8 protein-coding genes are annotated in these 22,477 nt (G+C 76.2%); 5 read left to right on the top strand and 3 right to left on the bottom strand.

From position 1 onward, the window contains the following. Window positions 1-3: 3 nt before the first annotated feature. Window positions 4-5,517: a type I polyketide synthase gene (locus HT134_RS19235; protein WP_175601805.1), complete on the bottom strand. Its 5,514-nt coding sequence runs from the start codon at window positions 5,515-5,517 to the stop codon at window positions 4-6. Then, window positions 5,507-14,836 carry a type I polyketide synthase gene (locus HT134_RS44740; protein WP_217708090.1) on the bottom strand — a complete coding sequence of 3,110 codons (9,330 nt, stop codon included), beginning with the start codon at window positions 14,834-14,836 and terminating at the stop codon, window positions 5,507-5,509. Before HT134_RS44740 ends, HT134_RS19235 begins: the two co-directional genes overlap by 11 nt. Before the next feature lie 273 nt (window positions 14,837-15,109). Between HT134_RS44740 and HT134_RS19195 the strand changes: the two genes are divergently transcribed. Both HT134_RS19195 and HT134_RS19190 read left to right on the top strand, forming a co-directional pair. Further along, window positions 15,110-16,477, top strand: a complete 1,368-nt coding sequence (locus HT134_RS19195; RefSeq protein ID WP_175601804.1) for a condensation domain-containing protein — start codon at window positions 15,110-15,112, stop codon at window positions 16,475-16,477. Window positions 16,478-16,533: 56 nt separating this feature from the next. After that, a complete protein-coding gene (locus tag HT134_RS19190; RefSeq protein ID WP_175601803.1) occupies window positions 16,534-18,078 on the top strand; it encodes an amino acid adenylation domain-containing protein in 1,545 nt (514 codons plus the stop codon). A gap of 113 nt (window positions 18,079-18,191) precedes the next feature. Here HT134_RS19190 and HT134_RS19185 read toward each other — a convergent pair whose 3' ends face one another. Next, window positions 18,192-18,449 (bottom strand): phosphopantetheine-binding protein, encoded by a 258-nt coding sequence (locus HT134_RS19185; protein ID WP_217708089.1) that lies wholly within the window; start codon window positions 18,447-18,449, stop codon window positions 18,192-18,194. A 212-nt stretch (window positions 18,450-18,661) separates the two neighbouring features. On the opposite strand from HT134_RS19185, the gene HT134_RS19180 reads away from it, so the two are divergent. The 3 genes from HT134_RS19180 to HT134_RS19170 are packed head-to-tail and all read left to right on the top strand — an operon-like array spanning window position 18,662 to window position 22,458. Beyond that, window positions 18,662-20,383, top strand: a complete 1,722-nt coding sequence (locus HT134_RS19180; RefSeq protein WP_312888296.1) for a condensation domain-containing protein — start codon at window positions 18,662-18,664, stop codon at window positions 20,381-20,383. Next, on the top strand, window positions 20,380-21,282 hold the full coding sequence (locus HT134_RS19175; protein WP_175601800.1) for an LPD16 domain-containing protein: 903 nt from the start codon (window positions 20,380-20,382) through the stop codon (window positions 21,280-21,282). Before HT134_RS19180 ends, HT134_RS19175 begins: the two co-directional genes overlap by 4 nt. Window positions 21,283-21,288: 6 nt before the next feature. Then, complete coding sequence (locus HT134_RS19170; protein WP_175601799.1) at window positions 21,289-22,458, top strand: cysteine desulfurase family protein; 1,170 nt, start codon at window positions 21,289-21,291, stop codon at window positions 22,456-22,458. Window positions 22,459-22,477: the final 19 nt, after the last annotated feature.

The raw sequence follows: 22,477 nt of genomic DNA, 5'->3' as shown, positions 1-22,477 counted from the left end.
GCGTCACAGTTCGTTGTCGATGAGGGCGAAGATCTCCTCGTCCGAAGCCGAGTCGATCTTTCCCACCACCGTGTCGGGGCGTCCGGAGCCGTCCGGCTCCGCCCCGAACCGCGCCAGGCTGCTCTGCAGCACGGCGACGAGCTTGCTGCGTACGGCGTCCGCGTCCTCCTTGGCGCCGGCCAGCATGGAACCGACGTGCTCCAGGGCCGTGCGCAGCGTGTCCTCGGGGGACGGCGCCTGCGGCACGAGCGTGCGGAAGAGGTGTTCGGCCAGCGAGTTGACGGTCGGGTGGTCGAAGACGAGGGTCGCGGGCAGCCGCAGGCCGGTGTCGGCGTTGAGCCGGTTGCGCAGCTCGACGGCCGTCAGCGAGTCGAAGCCGAGGCGGTTGAAGGCCCGGTCGGCCTCGATGTGGTCGGCGCTGCCGTGGGCGAGGACGGCCGCCACGTGCGACCGTACGCGGTCGGTGAGCAGGCGCAGCCCTTCGTCCTTGGTCAGGACGGCGAGCCTGGACACCAGCCCGGCCACGCCGTCGCCCCGCTCGCCGGCCGCGCGCCTGGGCGTCCGGACGAGGCCGCGCAGCACGGACGGCAGCTCCCCGGCCTCGGCCCGGGCCCGGAGCCCCGCGTTGTCCCAGCGGGCGGCGACGACCAGCGGCTCCGCGCCCGCCACGGCCTGGTCGAACGCCCGCAGGCCCTGGTCGGCGGTCAGCGGTGCGATGCCGGCCCGCGCGAGCCGGGCCACGTCGGCGGCCTCCAGGGTGCCGCCCATGCCGGTCCCGCCGGTGTCCCAGAGTCCCCAGGCGATGGACACCGCCGGCAGGCCCAGTCCCCGCCGGTGCTCGGCCAGGGCGTCCAGGAAGGCGTTGGCGGCGGCGTAGTTGCCCTGACCCGCGTTCCCCAGCACCCCGGCCAGCGACGAGAACAGCACGAACAGGGAGACATCTCCGCTCAGCTCATGCAGATGCCACGCCGCGTCCGCCTTCGGAGCCAGAACCGTGTCCATCCGCTCCGGCGTCAGGCCCTCCACCACCGAGTCGTCCAGCACACCCGCCGTGTGCACGACCCCGGCCAGCGACGGGATCCCGTCCAGCAGCTCCCGCAACGCCTCGCGGTCGGCCACATCACACGCCGCCACCCGCACGGAGGCGCCCAGCCCCGACAGCTCCTCCACAAGAGCATCGGCCCCCGGAGCATCCGACCCGCGACGCGAGACCAGCACCAGCTCCCGCACCCCGTGCCGCTCCACCAGCCGCCGCGCCACCAGAGCGCCCAGGCCACCGGTGCCGCCGGTCACCAGCACCGGGCCCGAGATCTGCCCGGGGTCCTGCGCCGTCTCCTGGCCACGGCGAGCCAGGCGCGGCACCAGGACCCTGTCCCCGGCCACCCGCACCTGCGGCTCACCGGCCGCGACCACCCGCACCCAGTCCGAGAACCCCTCCTCCACCTCCGCCAGCACGAACCGGCCCGGCTGCTCCGACTGGACCGAACGCACCAACCCCCACACCGCGCCCGCCGCCACATCACCCGGCCGCGTCGCGAACACCACCACCCCGTCCACCGGAGCCGCGGCCACCGCCTCCAGCACCCGCCCCGTCAGCGCACGCACCGCCGACGGCACATCCGGCCCCTCGGACACGCACCACACCACCGACGGCACCCCACCGGTGACGCCACCGGCCGGGGCCTCCACCCACTCCACCCCGTACGACACCGAGGCGGCGGACGGCCCGGCCAGCGCGCCCGCGGGCACGGGCCGCACGCGCAGGGAGCCCAGCGAGAACACCGGCCGCGCCGACGCGTCGGCCGCCTCGACCTCGCACCCGTCCGAGCCGATCGCCCGCAGCCGCACCCGCAGGTCCGTGGCGCCGGCCGCGTGCAGGCGCGCTCCCCGCAGCTCGAACGGCAGCCGCAGCTCGTCCTCCGGCGCGGCCACCACCAGGGGGTGGAACATCGCGTCGAACAGCGCCGGGTGGACGCCGTACCCGGCGACCTCGACTCCCTCGGGAGCCGTCACCTCGGCGAACAGCTCGTCCCCGCGCCGCCACAACCCCCGCAACCCCTGGAACGCCGGCCCGTACTCGTACCCACGCTCCGCCAACCGCTCATAACCACCCTCCACCTCCACCGGCACCGCACCCGCCGGCGGCCACACGGCCGCCCACGAGGAGGAGCCGGGCGCGGCGGCGGCGACGCCGACCGTGCCGGACAGGTGCCGGGTCCAGCCCGCGTCGGGGTCGTCGGCCGGCCGGGAGTGCAGCCGCACCGGCCGGGCGCCGGAGGCGTCGGGCCGGTCCACCACCACCTGCACCGCGACGCCGCCACGCTCGGGCAGCACCAGCGGCGCCTCGAACATCAGCTCCTCGACCAGCTCGCAGCCGGTACGCGCGCCGGCCTCCAGGACCATGTCCGCCATGGCGGCCCCGGGCAGGACGATCGTCCCGGCCACCCGGTGGTCGGCCAGCCACGGCGCGCCGGCCACGGACAGGCGGCCGGTCAGCACGGTCGGCCCCTCCTCCGCCAGGTCCACCACCGCGCCCAGCAGCGGGTGCCCGGCCTCGGCCAGGCCCGCCGAGGGCAGCGCCTCCGACAGGGCCGCGGCCCGGGCGGGCGGGCTCAGCCAGTAACGCCGCCTGTCGAAGGCGTACGTGGGCAGGTCCGTACGGGCGCCGCGGCGGAACAGCGCGGGCCAGTCGACCGGCAGTCCGGCGACCCAGGCCCGGGCCAGGCAGGCGGCGAGCGCGTCCGGCTCCGCCGCGTCCCGCCGGTGCAGCGGCACGATCACGGCGTCGTCGCGGGTGACGCAGTCGTGCGCCATGCCGGACAGCACCGCCTGCGGCCCGACCTCGACGAGGACGCCGATCCCCTCGCCCTCCAGCCTCCGCACCAGGTTCTGGAACATCACGGGCAGCCGGATCTGCTCCAGCCAGTAGCCAGGCGAGGTCCAGCGGGTGTCGGCCAGTCCGGTGAGCCCGGTGGCGTAGGCCAGGCGCGGCTCGCCGAACCGCACGACCGCCAGCTCCGCGGCGAACGCGTCGAGCACCGGCTCCATGAGCGGCGAGTGGAAGGCGTGGCTGACGGGCAGGCGGCGGGTGCGGCGGCCGAGCTCCCGCCAGCGGCCGGCCACGGCGAGGCAGGCGTCGGCGTCGCCCGACAGGACCACGCTGCCGGGCCCGTTGACGGCCGCCACCGAGACCAGGTGCTCCAGCCCGGCGAGGGAAGGGCGGACCTCCTCCTCGCTCGCCGCCACGGCGACCATCGCGCCGGGCACCGTGAGCTCGCGCATCAACCGGCCGCGGGCCGCGATGAGGCGGGCGGCGTCGGCCAGCGACCACAGGCCCGCGGCGTGGGCGGCGGCGAACTCGCCGACCGAGTGCCCGGCGACCGCCGAGGGCGCGAGGCCCAGCGACTCCAGCAGCCGGAACGCGGCCACCTCGAAGGCGAACAGCGCGGGCTGGGTGTAGGCGGTGTCGTCGAGCAGCGCGGCCTCGGGCGTGCCGGGCGCCGCCCACATCACCTCGCGCAGCGGCCGGTCGAGGTGCGGGTCGAGCGCGGCCCACGCCTCCTCCAGGGCCGCGGCGAACACCGGTGAGATCCCGGCCAGCTCCCTGCCCATGCCGGGCCGCTGGCCCCCCTGGCCGGTGAACAGGAAGGCGGCGCGGGCGTGCTCCGGGGCGACGCCCTCGATCACCGTGGGGGCGGGCTCCTGGCGGGCGTACGCGCCGAGGGCGGCGGTCAGGTCGCCCGCGTCATGGCCGAGGACGACGGCGCGGTGCGGGAGGCGGGCCCGGGTGGTGGCGAGCGAGTGCGCCACGTCGGCGGGGTCGGGGACGGCCGGTGTGCCGGGAGCGCCGTTTCCGTCGCCGGGCCGGGCCGGGCCGGGGGCCGTCGTGAGGTGGGCGTGCAGGCGGGCGGCCTGACCGCGCAGGGCGGCGGCGCTGTGAGCGCTGACCGGCCACGCCAGCGGCCCGCCCGCGCCACCGGCCCCTGACACGCCTGCGGAGACGGAGGCATCCGCGGAGGCGGGGGCACCCTTGGAGGCGGGGCCGCCCTCGGAGGCGGGAGCGCCCTCGGAGGCGGGAGCGCCCTCGGAGGCGGGGGCGTGCCCGGACTCGGCCTGGGGCGCCGGCTCCGGGACGTACTCCTCGATGATGGCGTGCGCGTTCGTGCCGCTGATGCCGAAGCTGGAGACGGCCGCGCGCCGCGGACGCTCGCCGGGCGGCCACGCACGGCCCGCGGTGAGGAGCCGGATGCCGCCGGAGTCCCAGTCGGCGTGCGGGGTTGGCTCCTCGACGTGCAGGGTGGGCGGCAGCGCGCCGTGTTCGAGCGCCTTGACCATCTTGATCACCCCGGCGACGCCGGCCGCGGCCTGGGTGTGGCCGATGTTCGACTTGACGGACCCGAGCCAGAGCGGCCGGTCGCCGTCGTGGGCCCGGCCGTACGTGGCGAGCAGGGCCTGCGCCTCGATCGGGTCGCCCAGCCTGGTGCCCGTGCCGTGCGCCTCCACGACGTCCACCTCGTCCGCGCCGAGCCGCGCGTCCGCCAGCGCCTGCTCGATGACCCGCTCCTGCGCGGGCCCGCTGGGCGCGGTCATGCCGTTGCTCGCACCGTCCTGGTTGACGGCCGAGCCGCGGATGAGCGCGAGCACGCGGTGCCCGTTGCGGCGGGCGTCCGACAGCCGCTCCAGCACGAGCACCCCGACGCCCTCCGACCAGGCGGCCCCGTCGGCGGCCGAGGAGAACGACTTGCACCGCCCGTCCGGCGACAGCGCGCCCTGCCGGCAGAACTCCACGAACGCGTCCGGCGACACCAGCAGCGTGACGCCGCCCGCCAGCGCCAGCGCGCACTCCTCCTGCCGCAGCGCGCGCACGGCCAGGTGCAGGGTCACCAGCGAGGACGAGCAGGCCGTGTCGACGGTCAGCGACGGCCCCTCCAGGCCCAGGGTGTACGAGACGCGGCCGGACATGACGCTCGGCGTGCTGGACGACAGCAGCGTGCCCTCGACCGAGCCGGGGATCGAGCCGTGGACGAAGCGGGAGGAGTAGTCGTTGTACATGTTGCCCGCGTACACGCCGGTGCGGGAGCTGCGCAGCGTCGTCGGGTCGATCCCGGCGTGCTCCAATGCCTCCCAGCACGACTCCAGGAACAGCCGGTGCTGCGGGTCGGTGCCGAGCGCGGCGCGCGGGCTCATCCCGAAGAACGCGGCGTCGAAGTCGGCCGCCCCCTCCAGGAAGCCGCCGTGCCGCGTGTACGTCTTGCCGGCCGCGTCCGGGTCGGGGTCGTACAGGTCGGTGTCCCAGCCGCGGTCCGCCGGGAACTCGCTGATCGCGTCGCGGCCCGAGGCGACCAGGTCCCACAGGTCGTCGGGGCCGCTCACACCGCCGGGGTACCGGCAGGCCATGCCGACGATCGCCACCGGCTCGTGCCGGCGGCCCACGTCCTCGGCCAGCCGCCGGCGGGTCTCCGCCAGCTCGACGGTGACCCGCTTCAGGTACGCGCGGAGCTTGTCCTCACTCGCCATGGCCAGGCCTTTCCACCACGGGCTTCAGGGGGGCCGTCATGGCCCGGTTGTCGATCAAGGCGAAGATCTCCTCGTCGGAGGCGGAGACGATCTCCTCGGCGGCGCCGCCCGGCCGGCTCGGCGTGGCGGCGGGCGCGGCGGCCGGAACGGCTCCGAGGCGGCCGAGCGCGCTCTGCAGGATGGCGACGAGCTGGCCGCGCAGCGCGTCCGCGCCGCCGTTGGCGGCCAGCAGCACCGACTCGGCCTGGTCCACCGCCGTCCGCAGCGCGTCCTCGGGAGACGGGGTGTCGGGCGCGAGGGTCCGGTAGAGGTAGCCGGCCAGCGCGGTGACGGTCGGATGGTCGAAGACGAGGGTCGCCGGCAGCCGCAGCCCGGTCTCGGCGTTGAGCCGGTTGCGCAGGTCCACGGCGGTCAGCGAGTCGAAGCCCAGCTCGTTGAACGCGCGTTCCACGTCCACCTGCTCGGGGCTGCTGTGCGCGAGGACGGTCGCGACGTGCGAGCGCACCAGCGCGGTGAGGTGGGCGCGGGCCTCCGGCTCGGCCAGGGCGGCCAGGCGCTCGGCGAGCCCCGGCCCTTGCGCGGGCGCGCCCGGCCGGGTGGCCGGCGCGCTGCGGGAGGTACGGCGGGACGCGCGGACCAGCCCGCGCAGCACGGGCGGCAGGTCGCCGGCCTCGGCCCGGTCGCGCAGCCCGGCCCGGTCCCAGCGGGCCGCCACGACCAGCGGCTCGGCGCCTTCCAGCGCGGCGTCGAACAGGTCGAGGCCCTCCTCCATGCTCAGCGGCGCGATGCCGCCCCGGGCCAGGCGGGCCACGTCGGCGCCGCCGAGAGCGCCCGCCATGCCGCCTCTGTCCCAGAGCCCCCAGGCGATGGACACGGCCGGCAGGCCCAGGTCACGGCGGTGCAGGGCGAGCGCGTCGAGGAAGGCGTTGGCGGCGGCGTAGTTGCCCTGACCGGGGTTGCCGAGCAGGCCGGCGACGGACGAGAACAGCACGAACGCCGACAGCGGCCGGTCGCGGGTCAGCTCGTGCAGGTGCCAGGCGGCGTCCGCCTTGGGCGCCAGGGCGGCGTCGAGGCGCTGCGCCGACAGGCCCTCCACGACCGCGTCCTCGAGCACCCCGGCGGTGTGGACCACGCCGGTCAGCGACGGGATCCCCGCCAGCAGGCCGGCCAGCGCCCGGCGGTCGGACACGTCGCAGGCCACGACCCGCACGCTCGCGCCCATGGCGGTCAGCTCGCCGGCCAGCGCGCCGGCCTCCGGGGCGTCGGGGCCGCGGCGGGAGACGAGGACCAGCTCGCGCACACCGTGCCGCTCCACCAGCCGCCGCGCCACGAGAGCGCCCAGCCCGCCGGTGCCCCCGGTCACGAGCACGCCGCCCGCCGCCAACGGGTGCGCCACGCCATGTCCGTCGTGCGCCACACCGTCCCCGCGGCGCACCTCCGTCGGGCCGCCCGCTGCGTCCTTCGCCGCGCCCCTCTCGTCGCCCGCCGCGGCGGTGGGGCCGGGGGCGGGGTCCTGAGGTGCCGGGGAGGGCGAGGCGGCGGTCCCGGTCGGCGCCGGCGAGGCCGGACTCGCGGAAGGCGCGGATGAGGCGGCCGGGGTCGCGGAAGGCGCGGATGAGGCGGCCGGGGTCGGGGAGCGGCGGACCAGGCGGGGGGCCAGCAGGCCGCCGTCCTCCCCGGCCGCGAGCTGGGTCTCCCCCGCCGCGATCGCGCCCGCGAGCGCCTCCCACCCGGAGAAGCCCTCCGGCAGCTCGGCCAGCGCGAACCGGCCCGGGTGCTCCGACTGCGCCGACCGCACGAGCCCCCACACCGCGGCCCCTGCCGGGTCGCCGGGGCGGGTGACGAACACCAGGCGCGACTCCGCGTACCGCTCGTCGCCGAGCCAGCCCTGCACGAGGTCGAGCACCTGGTGCAGGGTGTCGTGCGCGGAGTACGGCAGGTCGGCGGCGTCCCCGCGGCACGGGGCGAGCACCAGTCCGGGGATCTCCCCCGTGCTCATGTCGGCCACGGAGGCGAGGTCGTAGTAGCGGGGCGCGCCGATCCCGGCCGCCGCCAGCTCGGCGTCGATGTCGTCGGCCAGCTCGTCGAGGCCGACCACGGCCCACCGCTGCCCGGCCTGCCCGGCCTGGTCGGCCGGGGCGGCCGGGGCGGCCGGGGCGGACCGCGCGGGGCTCCAGTCGAGGACGTAGGCGGCGGCGCCGATGCCGGCGCGGGCGGCGTCACCGGTGCGCGGCACCCGGCGCAGCGTCAGCCCGCGGGCTTCCGCGACGGGCCGCCCGTCCCCGTCGTACGCGGCCAGGGAGACGGTGTCGCCGTCGCCGTCGGTGACGCGGACGCGCAGCGCGCCGGCTCCCCCGGCGTGCACGCGGACCCCGTCCCAGGCGAACGGCAGCAGCACGGTCGCCGGGTCGTCCGCACGTTCCAGCACCACCAGGTGCAGGGCGGCGTCGAGGAGGGCGGGGTGCAGCGCGTGGCGGTCCGCGTCGTCGCGCACGTGCTCGGGCAGCTCCACCTCGACGTACGCGACGCGGTCGCCGCGCCAGGCGGCGCGCAGCCCCTGGAACGCGGGTCCGTAGTCGTAGCCGCGCTCGGCCAGCCGGCCGTACAGGTCGCCCAGGTCCACCGGGTCGGCCTCGGGCGGCCAGACCGTGAGCGGCGCGGCCGGCGCGTCGGCGCCCGGCGGGGCGAGGAGGCCGGTGGCGTGGCGGGTCCAGGGGGCGTCCGGGTCGTCGGCCGGGCGGGCGTGGACGGCCAGCGCGCGCCGCCCGCCGGCGTCCGGGCCGCCCACCGAGACCTGCGTCTGGAACGCGCCCGTCTCCGGCAGGTACAGCGGGGCCTCCAGCGTGAGGTCCTCGACCGTCTCGCACCCGGCCGTGGCGGCGGCCTCCAGGGCCAGCTCCACGAACGCGGTGCCCGGCAGCAGCACGCCGCCGTCCACGGCGTGGTCGGCCAGCCACGGGACGGCGGCCCGCGACAGCCGTCCCGCCAGCAGGAAGCCGTCGTCGGCCGCCAGCGGCACGACCGTGTCCAGCAGCGGGTGGCGGGAGGCGGCCGCGGATCCGGCGGTGGCGCCGGGGTCGAGCCAGTACCTCTGGCGTTCGAACGGGTACGTGGGCAGGCCCACGTCGCGGAGGGGCGCGGGGCCGAGCGCGGCCGTCCAGTCGAGCGCCACGCCGAGCACCCACGCCTGGCCGAGCGCCCGCAGCAGCCGCTCCCGGCCGCCGTCGCCGCGCCGCAGCGTGCCGGTGGCGCCGCCGGGCAGGCCGGCCGCGGCCAGCGTGTCCTCGATGTGGCCGACCAGCGTGGGGTGCGGGCTGGTCTCGACGAACAGGGTCGTGCCCGAACCGGCGACCGTCTCGACGGCCTGCCGGAACAGCACGGGGTTGCGCAGGCCGGCGAACCAGTACTCGGCGGTCAGGCCGGCCGGGTCGACGAAGTCCCCCGCGTACGAGGAGCAGAAGGCGGTCCCGGCGGGGCCGGGGCGCACGTCCGCGAGCTTGGTCAGCAGTTCCTCGCGCAGTTCCTCGATGTGCGGGGTGTGGGCGGCGTAGCCGATCGCGACGCGGCGCGCCCGGACGCCCTCGGGGACGGCCGCGGCGAACTCCTCCAGCGCGTCCGCGTCGCCGCCGACCACCGAACTGGCCGGTCCGCTGTGCACGGCGGGCCACAGCCGCCCGCTCCACGGCTCCAGCAGCTCCGCGACCCGCTCGGCGGGCAGGGAGACGGCCAGCATGCCGCCGCGGTCGCCGAGCCGGACGAGCGCCCGGCTGCGCAGCACGACCATCCGGGCGGCGTCCTCCACGGACAGCACGCCGGCGACGCACGCCGCGGTGATCTCGCCCTGGGAGTGGCCGAGCACGGCGGCCGGCGCGACGCCGTACGAGCGCCACAGCTCCGCCAGCGACACCATGACGGCGAACAGCACGGGCTGGATGACGTCCGCGCCCTCCAGCGGGGGCGCGCCGTCCGCGCCGCGCAGCACGTCCACGACGGACCAGCCGGTGTGCGGGGCGAGCGCCCGGTCGCAGCGTTCCAGCCGTTCGCGGAAGCGGGGGTCGGTGTCGAGCAGGTCCACGGCCATGCCGGCCCACTGGGAGCCCTGGCCGGGGAAGACGAACACCGGCCTGGGGTCGTCGAGGGCCGTTCCGGTGGTGAGCGCGGCGTGCGGTGCCCCTGCGGCGAGCGCGTCCAGGGCGGCGACCAGCTCGGCGCGGTCCCGGGCGACGACCACGGCGCGGTGCGCGAACCCGGTCCGCCGGGCCAGCGCCCTCCCGGCCGCGCCCAGCTCTCCCTCGGCGGCGCGTTCCGCGTGGTCGCGCAGCCGTACGGCCTGCGCGCGCAGCGCGGCCTCGCTCCTGGCCGAGAACGCCCACACCAGCGCCTCGCCCGGCGCCGGGCCGCCCGCGCCGGGCGCCGCGGTCTCCGGGGCGCTTTCCAGGATGAGGTGGGCGTTCGTGCCGCTGATGCCGAAGCTGGACACCCCGGCCCGCACCGGTCTGCCGTCGGCCGCCGCCGCCTCGACGGGCTCGGTCAGCAGCCGCACGCCGGAGGCGTCCCAGTCGACGTGCGGGGTCGGCTCCTCCACGTGCAGCGTGCGCGGCAGCGTCCGGTGCTCCAGGGCCTTGACCATCTTGATCACGCCACCGACCCCGGCCGCGGCCTGGGTGTGGCCGATGTTCGACTTCAGCGAGCCGAGCCAGACGGGCGCCGCGGGCTCGCGGGCCGCGCCGTACGCGGCGATCAGCGACTCGGCCTCGATGGAGTCGCCCAGCCTGGTGCCGGTGCCGTGCGCCTCGACCACGTCCACGTCGGCCGCGGTGAGACGGGCGTCGGCCAGGGCGAGCCGGATGACGTCCTGCTGCGCCTGGCCGTTCGGCGCGGTCAGGCCGTTGCTCGCGCCGTCCTGGTTGACCGCGCCGCCCCTGATCACGGCGAGGACCGGGTGTCCGTGGCGGCGGGCGTCGGACAGCCGCTCCAGGAGCACCATCCCCGCGCCCTCGGCCCAGCCGGTGCCGTCGGCGACGGACGAGAACGCCTTGCACCGCCCGTCCGGCGACAGCCCGCCCTGCCGGCTGAACTCCACGAACATGCCGGGCCGCGACATCACCGTCGCCCCGCCGGCCAGCGCCAGCGCGCAGTCGCCGCGCCGCAGCGCCTGCAGCGCGAGGACGATCGAGACGAGGGAGGAGGAGCAGGCGGTGTCGGTCGTGATGGCCGGGCCGCGCAGGCCCAACAGGTAGGAGATGCGGCCGGAGACGACGCTGAGCGCGGTGCCGGTCAGCAGGTGGCCCTCGGTGGCGCTGTCGGGCTGGTCGAGGCGGGGGCCGTAGTCGGGGGCCATCGCGCCGACGAACACGCCGGTCGCCGAGCCGCGCAGCGCGGCCGGGTCGAGGCCGGCACGTTCGAGGGTCTCCCAGCAGACCTCCAGGAGCAGGCGCTGCTGCGGGTCCATGGCCAGCGCCTCGCGGGGGCTGATGCCGAAGAACGCGGCGTCGAACCGGTCGGCGTCGTGCACGAAGCCGCCCTGCCGGGTGTCGCTGGTGCCGGACCGGTCGGGACCGGTGGCGAACAGTGCGCCGAGGTCCCAGCCGCGGTTGGCGGGGAACTCGCCGACGGCGTCGGCGCCGCTGCTGACCAGCCGCCACAGGTCGTCGGGCGAGGCCACGCCGCCGGGGTAGCGGCAGCCCATCCCGACGACGGCGATCAGGTCGCCGTCGTCGTCGTGGACGGGATCGCCGTGGTCGTCGCGGTCGTGGGCCGGATCGCCGTGGTCGCCGTGGTCGTCGTGGTCGTCGCGGTCGTCATCGCGGTCGTCGCGGTCACCGTCGCGGTCACCGTCGCGGTCGCCGGCGGGGCTCTCGGCGGCGGGCGGGGCGCTCCCGGCGGTGCCAACGGCGTTCCCGGTGCTGTCGGTGGCGAGGAGGGCGTGGAGGTGGTCGGTGAGGCGTTCCGGGGTGGGGTGGCCGAACAGCACGCCCGCCGGAAGCTTCAGCCCGGTCGAGGCGCGCAGCCGGTCGCGCAGCTCCACGGTCGCCACCGAGTCGAACCCGAGGTCCTTGAACGTCCGGCCCGCCTCGATCCCGGCGGCGTCCGTGTGGCCGAGCACGCGGGCGGCGGCGCCCAGCACCAGGTCCCGCACCTCGGCCCGGCTCATGCCACCGGCCGCCGCCCCTGAAGGGACCGGGGCCCCTGAAGGGACCGGGTCGGCGTGGGTGCGGGCCGCTCGCGCGCGCCCTGCCCGGGCACGGGGCTCGGGGCGGGCAGGGTCGGCGTACGGGCCGTAGGGCTTGCGCTGGAACGGGTACGTCGGCAGGTCGATCGGCCGCGCGCCCGGCGTGACGCACGGGCCGGACCAGTCCACCGGGGCGCCCTGCGCGTACGCCTGCGCCAGCGACCGCAGCACCCGCTCCGGCCCGCCCTCGCCGCGCCGCAGGGTCCCGGTGACCGCCACGTCTCGCCCGGCGGCCTCGGCCGTCTCCTCGGCGCCGGTCACCAGCACGGGGTGCGGGCTGCACTCCACGAGCAGCTCGCAGCCTGCCTCCAGCGCCGCCTCCACGGCCTGGGCGAAGCGCACCTGGTGGCGCAGGCTGCGGTACCAGTAGCCGGCGTCGAGCCCGGCCGTGTCCATCGGCTCGCCCGTCAGCGTGGAGACGAAGGTCGTGGCGACGCTCACCGGCCGTACCGGGGCGAGGGCCGCGAGCACCTCGTCGCGTACGCCCTCGACCTCCTCGGAGTGGGAGGCGTAGTCGACGGGGACGAGCTTGGGGCGGTGCTCGGAGAGCCGGTCGGCGAGCAGGGCGAGGGCGTCGCGCGGGCCGGAGACCACGACCGAGCGGGGACCGTTGACGGCGGCGACCGACACCGGGACCGCCGCCCCGGCGATCGCCTCCTCCACGACGTCCAGGGGCGCGGCGACCGACATCATGCCGCCGTGGCCGGTGATGCCGGCGATGGCGCGGCTGCGCAGGGCCACGACGCGGGCGCCGTCCTCCAGGCTGAGGGCGCCGATGACCGTGGCCGCCGCGATCTCGCCCTGCGAATGGCCGATGACCAGGCCCGGCCGCACGCCGTGGGAGCGCCACATCTCGGCCAGGGACACCATGACGGCCCACAGGGCCGGCTGCACGACGTCCACGCGGTCCAGCCCGGGGGCGCCGGGGGTCTCCTGGAGAACGTCCATGAGGGAGTGATCGGTGAAGGGGGCCAGCGCCGCGGCGCACTCGGCCAGGCGGGCGGCGAAGGCGGGGGACGAGGCGAGGAGTCCGCGGGCCATGCCGGCCCACTGCGAGCCCTGCCCGGGGAACACGAACCCCACCCGGCCGACCGGGGTGCCGGTGTCCGGGGCGCCGAAGCCCGGCCGGGTGTTCGAGGCGGCGGCACCCGACCCGGTGTCCGGGGCGGCGCTCGTTCCGCGACCCGGGGTGACGCTCGTTCCGAGGCCCGGGGCGACGCTCGTTCCGAGGCCCGGGGCGGCGGTGCCGACGACGACGTCGTCGTGCGGCTGCCCGGCGGCCAGGGCGCGCAGCCCGGCCAGGCGCGTGGAGCGGTCGGAGCCGAGGACGACGGCGCGCCGCTCGAAGACCGCCCTGCCGCGTACCAGGCTCAGGGCCACGTCGCCCGGGGCGACGGCCGTGTCCTCGGCGAGGGGCAGGAGGCGGCGGGCCTGCTCGCGCAGGGCGGCCTGGTCCCGCGCCGACACCACCCACGGCGCGGCCTCGCCCACGGCCTCCCCCCGCGTGGCCTCTCCCTCGCCGGTCCCGGTGCGGAGTGCGCCCTCGCGGGAGAGGACGGCCTCGGAGGCTGAAGCGCCCTCGCGGGCGAGGCTGCTCTCAGAGGTGCCGGCGCTCTCAGAGGCGGGGGTGCCGGCGCTCTCAGAGGCCGGGGTGCTCTCGGCGGCGAGGGCGTGCGGCGAGGCAGGTGCGGTGGCAGGGGTGTGAGGAAGGCCGAAGGGATCGGGACCCGCGGGGGTGGTGGGCGTGCAGAGGTCGGCGATAGGCGAGGCAGCGGACGACGGCCGTCCGGCATCGGGAGCCCCGGGGGCCGCCGTCAGGATGAGGTGGCAGTTGGTCCCGCCCATGCCGAACGAGCTGACCCCCGCCACCGGAGCCCGCCCGTCCCGCGGCCAGTCGCGCCGCGCGCCCACGACCTCCAGCCGCAGCTCCGGCAGCGGGATCTCCGGCGGCGGCGCCTCGAAGTGCAGGCTGGCCGGCACCGCGCGGTGCCGGAGCGCGAGCACCACCTTGAGCAGCCCGGCGATCCCCGCCGCGCCCTCCAGGTGGCCGATGTTGGTCTTGGCGGAGCCGACCAGCAGCGGGTCGTCCGCCGGACGGCAGGCGCCGTAGGAGGCGCCGAGGGCCGCGGCCTCCACCGCGTCGCCCACCTTGGTCCCGGTGCCGTGCAGCTCGACGTACCGCGCCTCGGCGGGGTCCACCCCGGCCCGCGCGCAGGCCAGGCGGATGACCTCCTCCTGGGCGTCCCGGCTGGGCACGGTCAGGCCCTCGCCGCCGCCGTCGTTGTTGACGGCCCCGCCGAGGATCACGGCGTGGACGGTGTCGCCGTCGGCGAGCGCGTCGGACAGCCGCTTGAGCACGACCAGCCCGCCGCCCTCGCCCCGCACGTAGCCGTTGGCGCGGCGGTCGAAGACGTGGCAGCGGCCGTCGGGCGAGAGGGCGCCGAGCCCGGCGATGGCGTCGGTGGTGTCGGCGAGCAGGTTGAGGTTGACGCCGCCGGCCAGGGCGAGGGCGGTCTCGCCGCGACGCAGGCTCTCGCTCGCCATCTCCACAGCGACCAGCGACGACGACTGGCCGGTGTCGAGCGTGAGGCTGGGGCCGCGCAGGCCGAGGAAGTAGGACACCCGGTTGGCGATCATGGCGCGGTTGGCGCCGACGTACGCGTGCCGGCCGCGCTCGTCCGCGCCGAGCCGGGCCTGGAGGGCGGCGTGGTCGTTCGAGATGGCGCCCAGGAAGACGCCGGCGGCGCTGCCGCGCAGGCCGGTGGGGACGACGCGGGCGTTCTCCAGCGCCTCCCAGGCCAGCTCCAGGACCAGGCGCTGGTGCGGGTCCATGGCCGCGGCCTCGTTCGGGGAGATGCCGAAGAACGCGGCGTCGAAGCCGTCCACGGACGACAGGAACCCGCCCCGCCGGTGAGCCGAGCCGGGCCAGCGGTCCTCGGGGGCCTCGGTGACCGCGTCCACGCCGTCACGCAGCAGCCGCCAGAACTCCGCCGGACCGGCGGCCCGCGGCAGCCGGCACGCCATGCCGACGACGGCGATCGCGTCCGGCCCGCCGGTCCCCGCCCGCTGTGTCGACTCACCAGCCATCAATGCGCCACCTCAAGCCTCGGGCGCCATTCGCAATGACGCCGCCGGTTTATTCGGACGGCCCGGAGAAATGCTCCGCGGCATTTGGTTCAGCGGCTCCGCATAGTTGTCGATAAGACACTAAGGCGGTGCTCCATTTGGGGGACACGGTCGCCGACTGGCACCTTGTGGCCGCCGTTAGTGGCCAGCGCCGGCCACCGCCCGCGGCCTTGACCCCGGGCGTTCGCGCACGCAATGAATTACGGACGGAGAAAGCCGCCGGGAGGAGACCACATGTCCGTCGAGGCACCTCTCAGCAACGGCCAGCTGTTCAGCTGGCGGGAGATCGAGCGGTATCCGGAGGACTGGCTGCACGAGGCCAACCTGGCCACGACGTGGGACCTGCGCGGCCTGACGAACGACCAGGTCACGACGGCCCTCGGGCGCCTGGTCGACCGGCACGAGGCGCTGCGGACGACCTACCACCCGCGCGGGGACCGGCCGGTGCAGGTCGTCCACGACGCGGTGAGCCTGCCGGTCGAGCGGGTGGACCGGGTCGTCACCGACCCGGCCGAGCACGAGCGGACCAAGGCGGAGCTGGTGGCCGAGCCGTTCTCGATGAGCGGCGACCTGAACTGGCGGGCCCGGCTGGTGAGCTCCGGCGGCGCCCCGCTGTACATCAGCCTGGCCTTCTCCCACCTCATCCTCGACCTGTGGTCGATCCACCACCTGCAGGACCAGTTCAAGGCGCTGGTGGCCGACCCGGCCGCCACCGCCGCGACCGGGCTCACGCCGCGCGAGCTGGCGCGGCGCCAGCGCGAGGAGTCCTGGCGGCCCCGGCAGGAGAGCTCCGAACGCTACTGGCGGGACGTGCTGGCCCAGGGGCTGATGGACGGGCTGCCCACGCTGCCGGCCCGGGTGAAGCGCAACCGGCTGGAGCTGACGCTGCACTCGCGGCGCCTCGGCGGGCTGGCGGCCGAGGCGGGACGCCGGCACGGGGTCACCGCGCCGGCCGTGGTGATGGCGTTCGTGGCCGCCGGGCTGGCCCGCCACCTGGGCACCGACCGGGTGACGATGAGCCTGATGTCCTCCAACCGGTTCGCCCAGGAGGACCAGCACAACGTGGGCACGATGAACCAGCTCATCCCGTTCGTCACCGCCGTCGATCCCGGCGCCACGCTGGCCGAGCACATCAGGCGGCTGCACTGGGCGGGCGCGCGGGCGTACCGGTACTCCTGCTACGACTTCGACCGGATCGCCGAGATCGCTTCGGCCGATGCCGACCCCGGGCACGACTGCTGGGTCAACCACCTGTTCCGGGCCTGGTTCAACTACATCCAGGTGGACCGACGGCCCTCCGACCCGGCCGACCAGAGCCCGGCGGAGCTGGCCTGGACGCCGCTGGCGCAGCAGTACGGGCAGGCGTTCCGGGTGCGGGTGGCGGTGCAGGGCGGCCGTACCAGCGTGCTCATGCTGGCCGACCCCGAGGTGCTGCCCGCCGGCGCGATGACGGACGTCATGCGGACGCTCGCGCTGGGCACGCAGCTCGCGGTCGCCGACCCGGACCGGCGCCTGGCCGACCTGTGGGAGGGGCCCGGCCGCGACCTGCCGCCCTCGCTCTTCCCCCGCGACCTCCCCGACCCGCCCGCCCCGTCCTCGTGACCGGCATCCCCGTGACCGGCATCCCCGTGACCGGCCCGGCCACCTTGGAGACACCTGTGGAACGCACCCTTCACCAGTGGTTCGCCGGCTCCGTGACGCGCTTCGGCGACCGGGTGGCGCTGGAGGCGGGCGGCGCCCGCCACACCTACGCCGAGCTGGACGACCTGGCCGCCCGGCTGGCCGCGCGGATCCTCGGGGCCTGTCCCGGCGGGCGCCCGGCGCGGGTCGGCCTGTACGCGGCGCGCGACACCCTCGCCTACGCCGGCTACCTGGCCATCCAGCGGATCGGCGCCACCGCGGTCCCTCTCAACCCCGCCATGCCGCAGGCGCGCAACCTGGCCGTCGCCGGGGCCGCCGGCCTGGACGTCGTCCTGGCCGACGCCGCGCGCGGGCCGCTGCCGCCGTTCCCCTCACCGGTGCTCGCCCTCACCCCGGACGACCCCGGCGGCGACCGGGCGGAGCCGCTGGCCCCGGCGGACGGGGTGGACGGCCTGGCCTACGTGCTGTTCACCTCGGGCTCGACGGGCGCGCCCAAGGGCGTCCCGCTGCGTCACCGCTCGGTCAGCGCGTACCTGTCGCACGTCGTCCCCCGGTACGGGCTGGGGCCGGGCGACCGGACGTCGCAGACGTTCGACCTGACCTTCGACCTGTCGGTGTTCGACATGTTCGCCACCTGGGGCGGCGGGGCCACGCTGGTCGTGCCGAGCCGGTACGACCTGCTCAAGCCGGTGGCGTTCGTGGCCAGGGAGCGGCTGACGCACTGGTTCTCGGTGCCGTCGGTGGTCTCGCTCGCCCTGCGCCTGCGCCGGCTGGCCCCGGGCTCGATGCCGTCGCTGCGCTGGAGCCTGTTCTGCGGCGAGCCGCTGACGCTGCGGCAGGCCGACGCCTGGCGGGAGGCCGCTCCGGGCAGCGTGCTGGAGAACCTGTACGGGCCGACCGAGCTGACCATCTCCTGCACCGAGTACCGGCTGCCCGCCGACCGGTCCCGCTGGCCGCGGACGCCCAACGGCACCGTGCCGATCGGGCTGCCGTACCCGGGGGTGCGGCACGTGGTGCTGGACGCGGACGGGCGGCCGGCGGCGCAGGGCGAGCTGTGCCTGCGCGGCGTCCAGCGCTTCCCCGGGTACACGGACCCGGCGGTCAACGAGGGGCGTTTCGTCGCCTTCGACGGCGAACGCGCCGTGCCCGCCGAGGCCGCCGGGGCGGCGGGGGCGGCCGGGGTCATGGCGGACGACCTGTGGTACCGCACCGGCGACCGGGTCGCGTGGCGCGACGGCGTCCTCGTCCACCTGGGGCGGCTGGACCAGCAGGTCAAGGTGTCGGGGCACCGGGTGGAGCTGGGCGAGGTGGAGGCGGCGCTGCGCGCGAGGCCGGGCGTGGAGGAGGCGGTCGTGCTGGCGCTGCCCGGGGCGGACGGCGAGCTGGAGCTGGAGGCCGCCTGCACGGGCCGGGGACTCGACCCGGTGGCGCTGGTCAAGGGGGTCGCGGAGGTCCTGCCGGGCTACATGGTGCCGCGCTCGGTGACCGTGCTGGGCGAGCTGCCGCTGAACGCCAACGGCAAGGTGGACCGCCGCGCCCTGGCCACGACCCTACGGACCTGACCCATTTGTCGCGCGCCCTGACGCACCCGCCGCGCGACCTGACGCACACCGCTCGGGCCGGCGGACACGTGAAGGGCGGGGACCGGTGACCGGCCCCCGCCCTTCGGCGTGCCTCAGCGGACCGGCGGGAACGCCGGGAGCGTGGTGAGCGCCTGCCAGAGCGAGCCGACCGTGGCGAACGTCGACTCGTCGAGGAGGTCGTCGGGCAGCTCGACCGCGTAGCCGTTCTCGATGTCGACCAGCAGCCGCACGACGCCCATCGAGTCGAGGCCGAGACCGGCGAGCTCGTCCCGCGCGGACAGCTCCGCGGAGTCCGCGTACGGCAGATGCGCGCGCAGAAGGCTCTGGAACTGGCTCGGAATTTCAGACATCGTCATCCGCCAATCTGCCAGAAAAATCCATTCGTACAAAGCGTCCGGGAATGGCGCGGCCCCGGTCAAGGCGGCCGGGAATGCGCACGCTGGCAGGTTGTCGCACGTCCAAGCTGCCAGCGCGGCCCGCTTGTCACGGTCCCCGGAAAAGCCAATCCTCGATTTATTCGGTAGTCCGACAATCGCCGGCTGTGGAGGCCGAGTTGTCCGCTGTGAGAACCGCGAACCTGTGCTGGGGGCAGCGCTACATCTGGTTGCGCGTCCACCAGCTCCCACCCCGGCACCAGCACGAGACGCACATCGTCCTCACGCTCGACGTGCCGGCCGGTGTCACGCCCGCCCACTGCCGGGCGATGCTCACCCACCTGGCACGGCGGCACGAGACGCTGCGCACCACGTACCACCTGGACGCCGGGGAGCCCGGCACCGGGCCCGTGCAGCGGGTCCACCCGCCGGGCGCGCTGGGGGTGCGGGAGGTCACCGTGGAGCGCGACGGCACGCCCGCGCCCGCCGAGGTGGTCGACGAGCTGAGCACCCGGCCGTTCGACCTGGCCGGCGAGTGGCCGCTGCGCGCGGCCGTCATCACCGCCGGCGGCGTGGCCAAGCGGGTCGTCATGGTGCTCAACCACCTGGCCGTGGACGTGTGGACGCTCGGGGAGCTGAAGCGGGAGCTGCGCACGCAGGGCGCCGCCCTGGCCGCCCGCCGCCCCGCCACGGTCATGCCGGTGCGCCACCAGCCGTCCGACCTGGCCCGCCACGAGACGTCGGCCGACGCCACGGTGGTGGCCGCCCGGTCGATCGCGTACTGGCAGGAGGAGGTCGCCGCGCTGCCCGCGGACCCGTACGCCACCCGCCGCCGGAGCATCCTCACGAAGGACGAACCGCCGGCCCGGCACGCCTCGCTCACCTCCCCCGCCCTCCTCGGCGCGACCCGCCGGATCGCCGCCCGGTACGGGGTGTGGCCGTCGCTGGTCCACCTGGCCGCCCACACCGCGCTGACCGCCGCCTACACCGGCCTGGAGTCGGTGAGCCACCTGTCGTTCGTCAGCAACCGCGAGTCGCATCCGTACCCGGACGTCCTGACCTGCATGTTCTCGCCGACGCTGGTGCGCGTGGACTGCTCCGGCGACCCGGCGTTCGGCGACCTGCTCGGCCGCGTGGCCGCCGCCTTCGCGCGGGCCAAGGAGCACTCCTACCTGCCGTACGACGAGGTGGTGGAGCTGGTGTCCCGCGAGGGGTCGCGGCGCGGCCGGGAGGTGCTCCTCGGGGCGGAGGTCAACTTCATCAAGCAGCGCTCCAAGGACTACGGGGGCCGGCGCACCGCCCTCACCTGGCACCCGGTCCCGGAGGCGTGGGCGCACGCCGGGTCCGAGGCGTACCTGCGGGTGGACGAGTGGCGCGACGCGGTCGCGGTGTCCCTGCAGGCGGCCTCGCCGGTGATGGACGCGGCGGCGGTGGAGGCGTTCCTGCGCGGCCACGAGGCGCTGATCCTCGCCTGCGACGCCGACCCGGAGGGCGGCCCGCGCCTCGGCGACGTGGCCCGGCTGGCCGCCCTGCCCACCCCGACCGCCCTCGCCGCCCACGCCCCGACCGGCCCGTCCACCCTCACCGCCCACGCCCCGGCCGGCCCGCTGCCCGCGTGGGACGGCCGCGACGGCGAGGAGGCCGCCCGCGCCCTGTCCGCCGCCGTCCGGCTCGTCAACGGGCTGCCCCGTCTCGACCTCTCCGACAGCTACACCCTCGCCGGAGGCCGCGCCCTGCGCATCCCCCGGGTGCTGGCCGAGCTCCGCGAGCGCGGCTGGGAGGGCCTGACCCTCCGGCAGCTCGCCGGCCCGGTCCCGCTGGGCGTCCTCGCCGGCCGGCTCGTCCCGACCCGGCCGCTCGCGGAGCGCCACCGTCCATCAGATCTCACGCGACTCGGAGTGAAGCCATGAACCACGCCGTCACCGACCGAGTGACCAAGACCCACCGGCTGGTCGCCTCGGAGCAGGAGCTCCGCGACGCGATCGCCCGCGAGCTGCCCGCCTCCGGCCTCGGCGACCTGGTCGTCATGGGCGGGCACTTCATGCTGTTCGAGGACGAGGCGAGCGGCCGGCTCGTGCCGGGCGTCGTCGAGGAGCAGAAGGACGAGACCATGCGCCGCCGCGTGGCCGGCCGCGTCGGCATCTTCCCGGGCTACACGTGGGAGCTGTCGCTCGACCTGCTCGGCGAGTACGCCGAGGCGGGCGTCTCCGGCCGGCTGCTCCTGCTGATCAACGACTGGCAGTACGTGCCGGCCCACGGCCGCCCGGCGAGCGAGCTGCGGGCCGAGTTCTTCGAGGGCTTCACCACGCTGCCCACCTCCTACGAGAAGGCGCTGTGCGACTACGGGCTGCCGGCCGAGCTGGTGCTGCCGAGCCGCAAGCACCCGCTCGCGTTCCCGGAGACGTGGCTGAAGTACCGCTTCCAGAAGGCCGCCGACCGGTTCGTCAAGCAGGGCCTGCTGGAGAAGCGTTATCTCGACTCCGCTGGCGATGAGGGGCGGCGCGACGCCGAGGTGGCGTTCGTGGACGCCGACGGCAACTACCGCACGCTGATCAGCTGCGGCATCACCGGCTGCGCGGGCGAGATCACCGAGATGGTGTCGGAGGTGCACAAGGCCGGCTACCGCAACCTGCTGATCTTCGCGCCGGGCGAGTGCCTGATGCCGGTCCAGACGGGCGTGGACATCGCGCTCAACCTGTACGGCCTGCCGGACATGCGCGTGGTGATCGCCGACCCGGGCGGCAGCGGCGAGATGTCCACCGACGACATCTACGCCAAGCTCGTCACCGTCAGCACCCTCAGGAGCTGACGCCAAATGAAGGTCATCTACCTGGACGCCTGCGCCACCACCCGCGTCGACGACGAGGTGCTGGACGCGATGCTGCCGTACCTGCGCGAGGAGTTCGGCAACCCGTCGTCGCCGCACGTGCTGGGCAAGCGGGCCCGCCGGGCCGTGGACGCGGCGGCCGAGTCGGTGGCCCGGCTGGTCGGCGCCGACCCGGACGCGCTGGTGTTCACCTCCGGCGCGACCGAGAGCAACAACATCGCGCTGCTCGGCGCGTTCGGCCACGACGACAGGGCGCCGGTCAACGGGGTGTTCTGCCCGACCGACCACAAGTCGTCGCTGGCGGTCGGCCGCGCGCTCGCGGCGCGCGGCGTGGACGCGCGGACCGTGCGGGTGGGCCCGGACGGCCAGGTGGACCTGGTCCACCTCGACGGGCTGCTCGACCTGCACACGCGGGTGGCCACGGCCGCGTGGGTGAACAGCGAGATCGGCACCGTGCAGCCGGTGCACGCGATGGCCGCGCTCTGCCACGACGTGGGCGCCCTGCTGCACGTGGACGCGGCACAGGCGGCCGGGCGGGTGCCGATCGACGTGCGGGAGGCGCAGATCGACCTGCTGTCGTTGTCGGCGCACAAGCTGCGCGGCCCGAAGGGCGTCGGCGCCCTGTACGTGCGGCCGGAGATCCGGCACCGGCTGCGGCCGGTCATGTTCGGCGGCGGGCAGTACGAGCTGCGCAGCGGCACCGTCCCCACGCACCTGGTGGTGGGCCTGGGCAAGGCGGCGGAGCTGGCGCTGGCGCGGGCCGAGGCGGACCTGCGGCGGGTGCGCGAGCTGCGCGCGACGGCGCTGGACATCCTCGCCGCCGGCGTCCCGGGCATGCGGCTGAACGGCGACCCGCGGGGCGGCGTGCCGCACGTGCTCAACGTGGTCCTGCCGGGGGTTCGCGGCGAGAGCCTGGTGTCCAGCCTGACCACGGTGGCGCTGTCCACCGGGTCGGCCTGCAACTCCGGCTCGCAGGAGCCCTCGTACGTGCTGACCGCCATCGGGGTGGACGCGGAGGACGCCAACAGCTCCGTGCGGATCTGCCTGGACCCGCGGATGTCGTTCGAGGACCTGGTGACCGGCGTGGAGACGGTCGTCGAGCGGGCCCGGGGCCTGGCCGGGGTGGCCGTCGCGATGCGCGGCCACCAGGTCGTCTGACGTCGCGGGGGCGGGGGTG

Source organism: Nonomuraea rhodomycinica (assembly GCF_013363995.1).
Classification (GTDB): Bacteria; Actinomycetota; Actinomycetes; order Streptosporangiales; family Streptosporangiaceae; genus Nonomuraea; species Nonomuraea rhodomycinica.
This window is presented reverse-complemented; position numbering and strand designations above follow the sequence as displayed.